Origin of the sequence: Anaerobacillus sp. (assembly GCF_046314235.1) — a bacterium.
Classification (GTDB): Bacteria; Bacillota; Bacilli; order Bacillales; family Anaerobacillaceae; genus Anaerobacillus.
This window is the reverse complement of sequence record NZ_JBKBWN010000005.1, coordinates 226,528-239,019: the sequence shown is the minus strand read 5'-3', so window position 1 is coordinate 239,019 and position 12,492 is coordinate 226,528. Positions and strand designations below refer to the sequence as shown.

Annotated in this window: 13 protein-coding genes; all 13 read left to right on the top strand. The window is 35.6% G+C overall.

From position 1 onward, the window contains the following. Positions 1–78: 78 nt before the first annotated feature. Positions 79–1,179: a stage V sporulation protein E gene (spoVE, locus tag ACK4M9_RS09125; protein ID WP_409849597.1), complete on the top strand. Its 1,101-nt coding sequence runs from the start codon at positions 79–81 to the stop codon at positions 1,177–1,179. Between the two features lie 146 nt (positions 1,180–1,325). Continuing rightward, a complete protein-coding gene (gene murG / locus ACK4M9_RS09120; protein ID WP_409849595.1) occupies positions 1,326–2,417 on the top strand; it encodes an undecaprenyldiphospho-muramoylpentapeptide beta-N-acetylglucosaminyltransferase in 1,092 nt (363 codons plus the stop codon). Between the two features lie 18 nt (positions 2,418–2,435). Then, positions 2,436–3,344 carry a UDP-N-acetylmuramate dehydrogenase gene (murB, locus tag ACK4M9_RS09115; RefSeq protein WP_409849593.1) on the top strand — a complete coding sequence of 303 codons (909 nt, stop codon included), beginning with the start codon at positions 2,436–2,438 and terminating at the stop codon, positions 3,342–3,344. A gap of 268 nt (positions 3,345–3,612) precedes the next feature. Continuing rightward, the gene (locus tag ACK4M9_RS09110; RefSeq protein WP_409849591.1) at positions 3,613–4,395 is read left to right on the top strand and encodes a cell division protein FtsQ/DivIB; all 783 of its coding nucleotides are present in this window, start codon (positions 3,613–3,615) and stop codon (positions 4,393–4,395) included. Then, positions 4,385–5,080 carry a DUF881 domain-containing protein gene (locus ACK4M9_RS09105; RefSeq protein WP_409849862.1) on the top strand — a complete coding sequence of 232 codons (696 nt, stop codon included), beginning with the start codon at positions 4,385–4,387 and terminating at the stop codon, positions 5,078–5,080. The genes ACK4M9_RS09110 and ACK4M9_RS09105 overlap by 11 nt, the downstream gene beginning before the upstream one ends. A gap of 5 nt (positions 5,081–5,085) precedes the next feature. Further along, the gene (locus ACK4M9_RS09100) at positions 5,086–5,778 is read left to right on the top strand and encodes a DUF881 domain-containing protein (RefSeq protein WP_409849589.1); all 693 of its coding nucleotides are present in this window, start codon (positions 5,086–5,088) and stop codon (positions 5,776–5,778) included. Further along, positions 5,779–6,144 carry a small basic family protein gene (locus tag ACK4M9_RS09095; protein ID WP_409849587.1) on the top strand — a complete coding sequence of 122 codons (366 nt, stop codon included), beginning with the start codon at positions 5,779–5,781 and terminating at the stop codon, positions 6,142–6,144. 257 nt (positions 6,145–6,401) lie between these two features. Beyond that, entirely contained in the window at positions 6,402–7,682 is a 1,281-nt protein-coding gene (gene ftsA / locus ACK4M9_RS09090; RefSeq protein ID WP_409849585.1) for a cell division protein FtsA, read from the top strand. Between the two features lie 50 nt (positions 7,683–7,732). After that, complete coding sequence (ftsZ, locus tag ACK4M9_RS09085) at positions 7,733–8,881, top strand: cell division protein FtsZ (protein ID WP_409849583.1); 1,149 nt, start codon at positions 7,733–7,735, stop codon at positions 8,879–8,881. Positions 8,882–9,301: 420 nt separating this feature from the next. Next, entirely contained in the window at positions 9,302–10,228 is a 927-nt protein-coding gene (gene spoIIGA / locus ACK4M9_RS09080) for a sigma-E processing peptidase SpoIIGA (protein WP_409849581.1), read from the top strand. A gap of 42 nt (positions 10,229–10,270) precedes the next feature. Beyond that, positions 10,271–10,990, top strand: a complete 720-nt coding sequence (sigE, locus tag ACK4M9_RS09075) for an RNA polymerase sporulation sigma factor SigE (RefSeq protein WP_409849579.1) — start codon at positions 10,271–10,273, stop codon at positions 10,988–10,990. 172 nt (positions 10,991–11,162) lie between these two features. Then, on the top strand, positions 11,163–11,948 hold the full coding sequence (gene sigG / locus ACK4M9_RS09070; protein WP_409849577.1) for an RNA polymerase sporulation sigma factor SigG: 786 nt from the start codon (positions 11,163–11,165) through the stop codon (positions 11,946–11,948). Positions 11,949–12,103: 155 nt separating this feature from the next. Then, the gene (locus ACK4M9_RS09065) at positions 12,104–12,343 is read left to right on the top strand and encodes a YlmC/YmxH family sporulation protein (RefSeq protein WP_409849575.1); all 240 of its coding nucleotides are present in this window, start codon (positions 12,104–12,106) and stop codon (positions 12,341–12,343) included. Positions 12,344–12,492: the final 149 nt, after the last annotated feature.

Below are 12,492 nucleotides of genomic sequence, written 5' to 3'. Positions count from 1 at the left end.
GACATGTTTTCTTAGAGTAGGCATACACATAGGTAATAAGGGCTTGCCCAAATTCAATAATGAATGAGGTGTTCCACATTGCCTAAAACGAAAGCTACACCAGACTTTATATTAATAATGACAACCCTAGCTTTACTGACTGTAGGAATGATTATGGTTTACAGTGCTAGTGCTGTTTGGGCAACATATAAGTTTGATGATGCATTCTTTTTTGCGAAGAGGCAGTTATTTTTTGCTGGTCTTGGTATCATTGCGATGTTTACAATTATGAATGTTGACTACTGGGTATGGCGTAAACACTCGAAACTTATTATAATTATTTGTTTTTTATTGCTTATTGTAGTCTTAATTCCAGGTGTCGGGTTAGTTAGAGGTGGAGCTCGAAGTTGGTTAGGGGTTGGGGCATTCTCGATCCAGCCGTCAGAATTTATGAAGTTTGCAATGATTGCTTTTTTAGCAAAGTACTTATCTGAAAATCAAAAAAATATTACAAAGTTTAAAGAAGGGCTACTACCCTCGCTTTCGTTAGTGCTTGTCGCATTTGGGTTAATCATGCTCCAACCTGATTTAGGTACGGGGGCTGTTATGGTGGGTACTTGTGTTGTAATGATTTACGTATCAGGGGCAAAATTAAGTCATTTTATGGGATTGGCCCTAATTGGTTTAGGAGGTCTTGCCGCGTTAATTATTTCAGCGCCATATCGGATCAAAAGAATTACTTCGTTTTTAGATCCTTGGAGTGATCCTTTAGGAGCCGGATTTCAAATTATTCAATCGCTGTATGCGATTGGTCCTGGTGGGCTAATGGGATTAGGATTGGGAGAAAGTCGCCAAAAGTTTTTTTATCTTCCTGAACCACAAACTGACTTTATCTTTGCAATTCTTTCAGAAGAACTTGGCTTTATCGGTGGGACGTTTGTTATCTTACTTTTTAGTATTTTGCTATGGAGAGGGATTCGAGTGGCCTTAGGAGCACCGGATTTATTTGGAAGTTTACTCGCAATTGGGATCATTGGTATGATCGCCATCCAAGTAATGATTAATATAGGTGTAGTTATTGGGCTTATGCCAGTAACGGGTATAACCTTACCTTTCCTTAGCTATGGTGGATCTTCACTTACATTAATGCTCGTCGCTGTAGGAGTGTTATTAAACGTAAGTAGGTATTCGAGATATTGATAAATATATTGTCGTAAGTTTCTTCAATTACTACATTTGTGGCCTCTTTGTTAGAGGCTTTTTTCGATTTAATAGTGATATTTATAGCCGATTTAAGATATAATGGAGAGATGAAAAGATATCCTTTTCAAATGGAGGTGTGTTTAATGAAAGTGATTGTTAGTGGTGGAGGAACAGGTGGTCATATATATCCTGCATTGGCACTAATTAAGGAAGTTAAAAAACGAGAACCTAATGCAGAGTTTTTATATATAGGAACTGAAAAAGGTTTAGAAAATACTTTAGTTAAACGAGAGGGCATCCCTTTCAAAACGATTGAAATTACAGGTTTCAAACGGAAATTATCAATAGAAAATATAAAAACGGTTATTCGGTTTCTAAAAGGTGTTACTCGCTCTAAAAGATTGATTAAAGAGTTCAAACCAGATATTGTTATTGGTACAGGCGGGTATGTTTGTGGACCTGTCGTTTATGCCGCTACAAAGTTAAAGATTGCAACGATTGTTCACGAACAAAATAGTGTTCCGGGACTAACTAATAAATTTTTAAGTAAATACGTTGATAAAGTCGCTACTTCGTTTAAAGAATCACATTCATTCTTTCCAAAAGATAAAGTGGTTTATACTGGTAATCCAAGAGCAACCGAAGCGGTTTTAGTTGAAGAAGTTGATCGTCTAACTAACATTGGTCTTAATAAACATAAAAAAACGGTGCTGATTGTTGGTGGGAGCAGAGGTGCAAGGCCAATTAATGATGCATTTTTAGAAGTTCTAAAAGTAGCAAGCACGAGAGATTATCAATTCTTATATGTAACTGGTGAAGTCCACTATGATCGTGTAAACGAAAAGGTTCAGGAGCATGGGAATCCCGGCAACATAAAAGTTGAACCATTTATCCATAACATGCCAGAAGTACTTAAAAATGTTGATCTGATCGTGGCTCGGGCAGGAGCAACGACTTTAGCAGAAGTAACAGCAATAGGCTTACCAAGTATTTTAATCCCTAGTCCATATGTAACGAATAATCACCAAGAAAAAAACGCAAGGACATTGAGTGATAATGGTGCGGCCATACTTAAGTTGGAAAAAGAAATGTCTGGGGAGATATTATTAAAAGAAATTGATGATATTTTACTAAACGAAGAAAAGTGGCAACAAATGCATCAAGCAGCCTTGAAACAAGGGATGCCAGAAGCAGGCAAAAATATGTTTGAGCTTATGAAAGAGCTTATTAAATAATGAAATTTGGAGGTTCATATGGATCGACTTATAAAAGAGCTTCAACGAGCAAATATCGGCCAATTGAAAGAGCAAGAACCATTGGCTAATCATACAACCTGGAAAATTGGCGGTCCTGCAAGAGTGTTAGTTATTCCAAAAGATATTGATAGTTTTATTACTACTCTTAAGATTACAAGTGAAGGCAAAGTCCCAGTTTTCATCATTGGCAGGGGATCTAATTTGTTGATTTCAGATGAAGGTCTAGAAGGCGTAGTTATCAAAATCAGTGATTGTTTAGATCATTTAGAGGTAAATGATGAAGAAGTACGTGTCGGAGCGGGCTTTTCATTAATTAAATTGGCTACCATTTTAAGCAAGCAAGGGTTGTCAGGATTAGAGTTTGCTGGGGGAATTCCTGGTTCCGTTGGGGGGGCTGTATTCATGAATGCAGGAGCTCATAAATCAGACATATCAAAGATACTTATGAAAGCAAGAGTTCTTTATCCTGATGGTACGACCCAATGGTATTCTAACGAAGAAATGGAGTTTTCGTATCGAACCTCTAGACTACAAAGGGACAAGGGAATATGTTTAGAAGCGGTCTTTCAAATGAAGAAAGGTGATAGAGAAGAGATTGTTGCTGAAATTCAAAAGAATAAAGAGTACCGGAAAAAGACACAACCTTGGGACTACCCATGTTGCGGTAGCGTATTCCGTAATCCCCTTCCACACCATGCTGGAAAGTTAATTGAAGAGGCAGGTTTAAAAGGGTTTACAATTGGAGGTGCCCAAGTTTCAACAATGCATGCCAATTTCATTGTCAATGTTGGTGGGGCAAAGGCTAGTGATGTATTGCAATTAATTGATCATATTAAGGCGGAAGTTTACCGGAAATTTCAGGTTGAAATGGAAACGGAAGTTGAGTTAGTAAAAAATAGAATTTAAATGTAAAAATTTTGTCATATATGGTACAGTAATAGTATAAAAGGTGTTTTACTAAACGGCATATTTTCGTATGCCGTTTTCAAAATTTCTTTTAAGATTTTTGCTAATTATACTTGTTTACAAAACTAAGAGAAGCTAAGATATTAAGGTATTGCAATTGAGTTACTTGAAAAAAATACTTAAGATTTTTAGATTGTCAAGGTATTTAATAAGGACTTCAGTCTCATTTTTAATCCTTTGACATAGCATACAATGGAGGAAGGTTGTTATGGATCACAAAAAGGTGATACCCCTTGAAGATCGAATTCCAAAGCTTAGAATTCAGAGGAAACAACGATCAAATAGACGTCTAGTTTTTTATTTGTCATTTTTTTTTCTATTATTGCTTACTGTTGTCTATTTTCAATCACCATTAAGTGATGTTAAGAATATTCAGATTGAAGGTAATCGTTATGTATCTGATGAGAAAATTATTAATGTTAGTGGGCTAAATGAAAGGACAAGCTTTTGGGGTGTCAATAAACAATTAATAGTGGGAAAGTTAACCTCGTTACAAGAAATTAGTGAAGTGACTGTAGAACGAGTATTTCCGAACACTCTACAAGTAAAAATAAAAGAATTATCTAGAGTAGCTTATTTAGAAGTTGAGGGAAAATACTATCCGATCTTGGAGTCAGGGAATATCTTAGATGAAGATTCATCTATGCAACGATTTCCAATAGATGCCCCTTTATTAATTGGTTGGAGTACAGATCAGGAACTAGCTGAAATGGCCGCAGAGTTAAGTAACCTTCCGGAAAGCCTTATTAATAGGATTTCTGAAATATACTTTACTCCAGTGTTGGAAGATCCATTAAGAATTACTCTTTACATGAATGATGGATTTGAAGTGAGCTCGACAATCCGCCATTTTTCTGAAAAAATCAGACCATATCAAGCAATAGTTAAGGAACTAGACCCAAATATTAAAGGGATTATCCATATGAAAATGAATCCTTATTTCGAACAATTTGATAATGAGGAGGAAGAAGAAATTGAAAGTGAAGGGTAACCATGTTATTCTCTCTGTAATTTTGATCATTACAGGCTTTATTATTGCATTATCTTATCAATTTGCTAATGAAACGCCTAATAGTCAGGGAATTACTGAGAGGCAATGGAAGAAAGAAGATGAATTAAGAAATCAAGTTTTGTTTGAACAGTCAGTGAATCGGAACTTGTCTGAAGAATTACGCGCAATTCAAGCAGAGATTACTGCAATAGAAGAAGAAATAGCTATTCAAGAGCGAACATACTTTAACTTAGTAGAAGATTTGGACAAGCTTCGAATGGTTACAGGAGCTGTAGCAGTAAAAGGTCCAGGGATTGAAGTAACATTAACAGACGCTCAATATGTACCAGATGGGGAAAATCCAAACTTCTATATTGTTCATGAATTTCATATTCAAAAGGTTATTCATGAATTGCTAGTAACCCAAGCGGAAGCGATTGCGATAAATGGGCAAAGAATTTCAAATCGGTCTTATATACAGTGCGTTGGACCTGTTATTCGTATAGACGGTAACACATCGTTTGCCCCATTTGTAATTACTGCCATCGGTGATGCTACTAAGCTAAATGACTCGCTGCATTTACCAGGAGGAGTAAGAGATCAGCTACTTTCTGACCAAATTGAAGTGAAAATTGAAAAAAAGGATTTAATTATTATGGATCCTTACTTATCAGATAGAGGGTGAGACGAGTGAAGGATCGGATGATCATATTTGCCATTGTTACGACAATTATTGGTTTCATGGTCGCGATTCAGTTTAAAACGACCAAGGAACCAGTAGTTAGAGATACACGCGACATTTTGCAGTTGCGACAAGATTTACGTATCGAAAAAGAAAGACAACAAGAATTAAATCAAGAAATTGAAAAGCAGTTGTTATTATTAAATCAACTTCAAGAAAAGGAAGATATTGAGGATGTTATGATACAGGCCTTAAATGATTTGAAAAACCGGGCTGGATTAACCCCTGAAAGTGGGGAAGGTATTATTTTAGAAATTAAGCCAATGTATAGTGATTTTGGCTACGTTCCTCAAACGGTTCCACCGCACTTATTAAGATTTCTAATTAATGAACTAAACATTTACCAAGCAAGAGATATAGCAGTTGGCAGTCAGCGAATTATTTCTACTTCGGCAATTCGAGATGTAAACGGAGTAACTCATGTAAACGCTAGAAGAATTCCAAATTTACCATTGAAAATAAAGGTGCTTGCAAATGATGCTGAAAAGTTACATCATGAGATGATTGTATCTCAATCTGTAGAATATTTTGCCATTGAAAATTTAAGCCTGACATCAACACCGATTAACTTTACAACGTTACCCGGTTATGACCAGTCGCTTAGAGTCCGATATTTACAGCCAATAAAGGAGGAATCATAAATGTGGTTACCAATTATTGGGCTACTTATAGGTCTGCTCCTTGGTTTTTGGACCGAGTTTAGAATACCAGATGCATATACTAGTTATTTATCAATTGCTGTCTTAGCTGCTCTTGATACGCTATTTGGGGGAATTAGGGCTCACCTGCAAAATACATTTGAAGAAAATGTTTTTGTTACGGGTTTTTTCTCAAATATACTTTTAGCTGCAAGTTTAGCTTTTCTAGGGGTTCATCTTGGTGTAGACTTATATTTAGCAGCAATTTTTGCCTTTGGGGTTCGTTTGTTTAATAATATTGCAGTAATTAGACGAATTCTCCTCTCAAAATGGGCAGCAAGACAAGAGAAAAAGGAAAATGAAGTGTAAAAGTTTAAAAACTGAAGAATTTTATACTAAAAAAAAGGAAATGAAAAGTATTTGTTGAATATTAACATATTAGTTATAAAAAGCTACATAGTTAATTTTCGACAACTTTTTTCTAACCTTCTCTTATCATATTCATTTTCTCGATATTGTAACAAAACCCCTAATTTTTTCTAACATTTACTAAAGCTAAGTATGAAAAATTAGGGTAATATTGAAGTATTATAGACAAGCTTATTTATTGAAGGAGGTGCCAAAGAATGAACAACAAGGAGACTTATGTTAGTTTAGACATCGGTACATCCAATGTTCGAGTAATCATTGGAGATATAGCAAATGGATCTTTAAATATCATTGGTGTGGGGAATTCTAAAGCAGAGGGAATCAAAAAAGGTTCTATCGTGGATATTGATGAAACGGTTCGTTCAATCAAGAGGGCAGTTGAACAAGCTGAACGAATGATTGGCATGTCGATTGAAAATGTAATTGTCGGAGTTTCTGGCAATCATATTCAACTCCAGCCGTGTCACGGTGTTGTTGCAGTTTCAAGTCCGGATCGTGAAATTGGTGAAGAAGATATTGGCAGAGTTATTGATGCTGCACAAGTTTTCTCACTACCACCTGAACGAGAAATCATTGATGTTATCCCAAAGCAATTTATCGTAGATGGACTAGACGAAATAACTGATCCAAGAGGTATGATAGGTGTTCGTTTAGAAATGGAAGGAACAATTATTACAGGCTCAAAAACAGTATTACATAACTTATTACGCTGTGTAGAAAGAGCGGGGTTAAAAATAGCTGATATTTGTTTACAGCCCTTGGCTGCAGGATCTGTTGCCATATCTAAAGACGAAAAGAGTTTAGGAGTTGCACTTATCGATATCGGTGGTGGCTCAATGACTGTCTCTATATTTGAGCAGGGTTCCCTACAAACTACTTCTGTTATTCCAATTGGTGGTGACCATATTACAAATGACATTGCGATTGGGATGCGAATTTCTACTGAAGAAGCAGAACGGGTGAAAATAAAGTATGGTCATGCTCATATTGAATTATCTTCAAAAGATGAAACATTTAAGGTAGCCAAAATTGGTAGTGACTTAAAAGAAGAATTTTCTCAATATGATCTCTCTTTTATTATTGAACCTAGATTAGCTGAGATGTTACAGTTAGTAGAAAACGAGATTTATAGACTTGGGTATGAAGATTTACCAGGGGGCTATGTATTGACAGGTGGTACAGTCAAAATTCCTGGATTACTTGAGTTAGCAAGAGAAATCCTACAAAATAGTGTTAGAGTTGCTATTCCTGATTATATTGGAGTACGTGAACCACAATACACTACTGGCGTTGGGTTGATACAATTTGCTCACCGTAATAGTAAAATTCAAGGCAAGGAAGTGGCTGCTACACTAGGAACGATACAACATGAGGAAAAGCAAGACAGAAAAGAGCCATCTTCAAAAAAGAAGGATTCTTCTCAAGGGAAAGCTGTTAAAAGTAAAGTATCAAATTGGTTTAAAGTTTTCTTCGAATAACCAATAATTATCGGAAATATATCGAGACACGATCGATTGGAGGACCTTACATGTTAGAGTTTGAAATGGATATGGATCAGTTAGCGAAAATTAAAGTCATCGGGGTTGGTGGTGGCGGAAGTAACGCTGTTAACAGAATGATAGAAAACGGTCTGCAAGGTGTGGAGTTTATTGCAGTAAATACGGATGCTCAAGCACTTCACTTATCAAAAGCTGAGCATAAATTACAATTAGGCGGAAAACTAACAAGAGGATTAGGTGCAGGTGCTAATCCTGAAGTTGGTAAAAAGGCTGCTGAAGAAAGCCGTGAACATTTAGAAGGTATCTTGGCAGGAGCTGACATGATATTTATCACTGCTGGTATGGGTGGTGGAACAGGTACAGGAGCTGCACCTGTAATAGCAGAAATTGCAAAAGATATTGGAGCTTTAACAGTTGGAGTTGTTACACGTCCTTTTACCTTTGAGGGTAGAAAGCGGTCGAGTCAAGCAGCTGGTGGAATCGGTGCCTTAAAAGAAAAGGTTGACACATTAATTGTTATTCCTAACGATCGACTACTAGAAATTGTTGATAAAAACACACCAATGCTAGAAGCATTTCGTGAAGCAGATAATGTTCTAAGACAAGGAGTCCAAGGAATTTCTGACTTAATCGCTGTTCCTGGTTTAATTAACCTCGACTTTGCTGATGTAAAAACAATTATGAGTGATAAAGGCTCCGCATTAATGGGAATTGGAGTTGCTACTGGTGAAAATCGTGCAACTGAAGCTGCTAAAAAGGCTATTTCTAGCCCATTATTAGAGACGTCCATTGATGGAGCTCAAGGTGTACTGATGAACATTACAGGTGGTACAAACTTAAGTCTATATGAAGTTCATGAGGCAGCAGAAATCGTATCTTCAGCATCTGACCAAGAAGTGAACATGATTTTTGGTTCAGTTATTAATGAGAACTTAAAAGATGAAATTATTGTTACTGTGATAGCAACTGGGTTTAACGATCAGGAAAATATGAGAGTTTCTAGACCACAAAGTCCTGTTAAAACAGTTGGAGGGAAAAAACCAATTGTTGGGCACCAACAGCAACAAGAGGAAAGTTCATATACTGTCGAAAGACAATCGCCACAAGGGCAACAACAACAAGAATCGATTGATACACTTGATATTCCAACGTTCTTAAGAAATCGTCGTAATCGTTAATATAAAGAGACTATACTTTAAGTTAAACCTTTCTTTGAGAGGAGACTTTCGGTTAGTCTCTTTTTTGCGTGAAAAAAGTTTTTAAGTATTAACGTCGCTTGATTTTCTTGAACGAGCCTCAAAAATTATTAGAATTTTACAGCGAAGAGAAAGGAAATCGAGGGGCTTTTTCATTAAAGAAGGTGGGCGGTAGCAGAACGCGGACGATATTTATATTCTGGTAGAATGAGATGCCCTAAATGTTTCAAGTCACTAATAAAAGACGACAATATAAGTGGAAATAATCTAAAATTTCTTCGATTCTATCGGCATAAACTGACAGACTTATAAATACAATGTGAGATATACTAGTTTCAAATTCTTTAAGAGGTTGTTCATAACAAAATAGAACTAACTTTTAAGAAATAGAAAGGAGCCGTTATGGCCATATACTTGGACATCATATGGTTTCTAAATTTTTGTATCGATTTATTATTGTTGTTATTAACAGCAATAGTATTAAAACGAAACTTAGTAAAATGGCGGCTCCTTCTAGGAGCACTACTTGCTTCAAGTGTACTTTTTTTAGTTGTTACACCGTTTAGCTCAATATATTACCATCCGATGTTTAAATTAGCTTTCTCGACTTGTATCGTTGTTACTACTTTCGGATTTAGAAGGTTTTCATACTTTATTCAAAATCTATTGACATTCTATTTCGTTAGCTTCATATGTGGAGGTGGACTGATTGCATTACATTTCTTTTTTAATAACGAAATGGTCATTTTGAATGGGGTAGTAACAACGAAATCGACAGGCTTAGGGACGCCTATTAGTTGGCTATTAGTACTTATTGGTTTTCCAGTCATCTGGTTCTTATCGAAAAAAAGATTTGAGCTAATTGAAGTTAGGAAAGTAAAGTACGAAGAAATCGTAGATGTAGATCTTTTTATCTTAGATAGGCATCTAAAGTTAAAAGGTTTGGTTGACAGTGGAAATCAGCTTCAAGACCCACTAACGAAAAAGCCAGTTATGATAATAGATATGAACAATCTTCAAAATAAATTCCCTAAATCTATTGTACAGCAAGCAAAACACCCTGAAATGATTGGAGATCAATCACTCGAAATGGAGTGTGGTTGGGAAGAAAAACTTTGTATTATTCCTTATCGAGGAATTGGTCAAGTTAATCAATTTATTATTGGCATTAGACCCGATAAAGTAGTTGTTACATTGGAAAACGGTGATGAGCTGGATAGCAGTAATGTTATTGTTGGATTAAATTTTACGAATTTATCATCTGAAGGAGATTTTAATTGTATTCTTCATCCACAGATGCTTATTCAAGGGAAGAAACGTTTAGCCTAGTCAATTAATTGTGTAATAACTGTAACTTTAGGGGGTACATACATGGTAAAACTAAAACTGAAATTGACATTAATGTGGTACAAATTATTAATGAAATTAGGTTTAAAAGCCGACGAGATTTATTATATTGGGGGTAGTGAAGCATTGCCACCACCTCTCTCAAAAGATGAAGAAGAGCACCTTTTGAGCAAGTTACCTAGTGGTGATAAAGCTGTTCGTTCGATGTTAATTGAACGAAACTTACGTTTAGTCGTTTACATCGCAAGAAAATTCGAAAACACAGGAATTAACATTGAAGATTTAATAAGCATCGGAACAATCGGTCTTATTAAAGCAGTAAATACTTTTAATCCTGAGAAAAAAATTAAATTAGCAACATATGCTTCTAGATGTATAGAGAATGAAATTTTAATGTATTTGCGTAGAAATAATAAAATTCGTTCAGAGGTATCATTTGATGAACCATTAAATATTGATTGGGACGGAAATGAACTACTTCTTTCGGATGTGTTAGGGACAGAAGAAGATATTATAACAAAAGGGATTGAAGAAAAGGTTGATCGTAAATTACTCGTTAACGCCCTTCATACGCTTAATGCGAGAGAAAAACAAATTATGGAGTTGCGTTTTGGACTAGCAGGTGGAGACGAAAAAACCCAAAAGGATGTAGCTGATTTATTAGGAATATCTCAGTCGTATATCTCTAGATTAGAAAAGCGGATTATTAAAAGATTAAGGAAAGAATTTAATAAAATGGTGTAAATAATATAAAGTATTATAAATTGGTTTGTAATTTTTTTTTTTTGTTAATAAGCCTTGATCTATCAATGGTTAGGACAAAAAGTCAATTTCCACGTTTCTGAAGTAGTGCATATTTTTCCCACCTGAGGAGATACTTACTCTTGTACAACAACTCCTGTAAGGAGGGAAAGAATTGACACGTAATAAAGTTGAAATATGTGGTGTTGATACCGCTAAATTGCCAGTACTAACAAACAAAGAGATGCGTCAATTGTTTGAAGAACTACAAAGTGGTGAAATCGTCGCCAGAGAAAAACTCATTAACGGAAATTTAAGGTTAGTTTTAAGTGTGATCCAACGTTTTAATAACAGAGGAGAATACGTCGATGATTTATTTCAAGTTGGATGTATAGGTTTGATGAAATCTATTGATAACTTCGATTTAAGTCAAAATGTCAAGTTTTCTACTTATGCAGTACCAATGATTATTGGAGAAATTAGACGCTATTTGCGTGATAACAATCCAATTAGAGTCTCTAGATCTTTAAGAGATATTGCTTACAAAGCCTTACAAGTAAGAGATTCGTTAATGAGTGAAAAAAGTCGGGACCGAGAACCAACAATTCAAGAAATTGCAAAAGTACTTAACGTCCCCAAAGAGGATATCGTTTTTGCACTCGATGCCATTCAGGATCCTGTGTCATTATTTGAACCAATTTACAATGATGGTGGCGACCCTATTTATGTAATGGATCAAATAAGTGATGATAAGCAAAGAGACATTCAATGGGTAGAAGAGATTGCTTTAAAAGAGGCAATGGTTCGTTTAAGTGAACGAGAAAAAATGATTTTAAATATGCGTTTCTTCCAAGGGAAGACGCAAATGGAAGTAGCAGATGAAATTGGCATCTCTCAAGCTCAAGTATCTCGTCTTGAGAAGGCTGCCATTCAACAAATGAATAAGCATGCAAAAGCTTGAGGTGACCCGTTTGGGTTACCTCTTTTTTAGCGTTTGCATTCGAAAGAGGCTAAAACAAGTTACAACCCCTTCTTTTTTATTGCTTTTATAAATATAATTCCCCCCTAGTACATATAAATGATACAAAGATTATTTTAGATGGGGGGGTAACTGTTATGCTGAAAATTTCTGAAATTCAATCAAAGGATATTGTCAATATTTCTGATGGGAAAGTGTTAGGTCATATTGGTGATTTGGATATTAATTTAGAGGAAGGAACGGTTAAATCGATTATCATCGGTGGTACAGGGAGGATGTTAACGTTTTTAGGTGGAAAAGAAACAGAAATCGTTATTCCTTGGGAGAACATCGTAAAAATTGGTTCGGATGTTATTTTAGTTCGGCTAGAGGATTAGTTTCATATGCCTGAGAGACGATGTAATCAAACAAAAAGCTTAGCTTTCGCACTAATTGCGGGAGCTAATTTTTTTATGAAAACTAAAAATGACTATATTTTGATACTTTTATCGACAGATTTTTAATATTCTTCGTTTTAAAACGTTCT

Coding starts and splice junctions, on each gene's coding strand:
- murG (WP_409849595.1), top strand. CDS start 1,326: ATGAAAGTGATTGTTAGTGGTGGAGGAACAGGTGGTCATATATATCCT.
- murB (WP_409849593.1), top strand. CDS start 2,436: ATGGATCGACTTATAAAAGAGCTTCAACGAGCAAATATCGGCCAATTG.
- ACK4M9_RS09110 (WP_409849591.1), top strand. CDS start 3,613: ATGGATCACAAAAAGGTGATACCCCTTGAAGATCGAATTCCAAAGCTT.
- ACK4M9_RS09095 (WP_409849587.1), top strand. CDS start 5,779: ATGTGGTTACCAATTATTGGGCTACTTATAGGTCTGCTCCTTGGTTTT.
- ftsA (WP_409849585.1), top strand. CDS start 6,402: ATGAACAACAAGGAGACTTATGTTAGTTTAGACATCGGTACATCCAAT.
- ftsZ (WP_409849583.1), top strand. CDS start 7,733: ATGTTAGAGTTTGAAATGGATATGGATCAGTTAGCGAAAATTAAAGTC.
- spoIIGA (WP_409849581.1), top strand. CDS start 9,302: ATGGCCATATACTTGGACATCATATGGTTTCTAAATTTTTGTATCGAT.
- sigE (WP_409849579.1), top strand. CDS start 10,271: ATGGTAAAACTAAAACTGAAATTGACATTAATGTGGTACAAATTATTA.
- ACK4M9_RS09065 (WP_409849575.1), top strand. CDS start 12,104: ATGCTGAAAATTTCTGAAATTCAATCAAAGGATATTGTCAATATTTCT.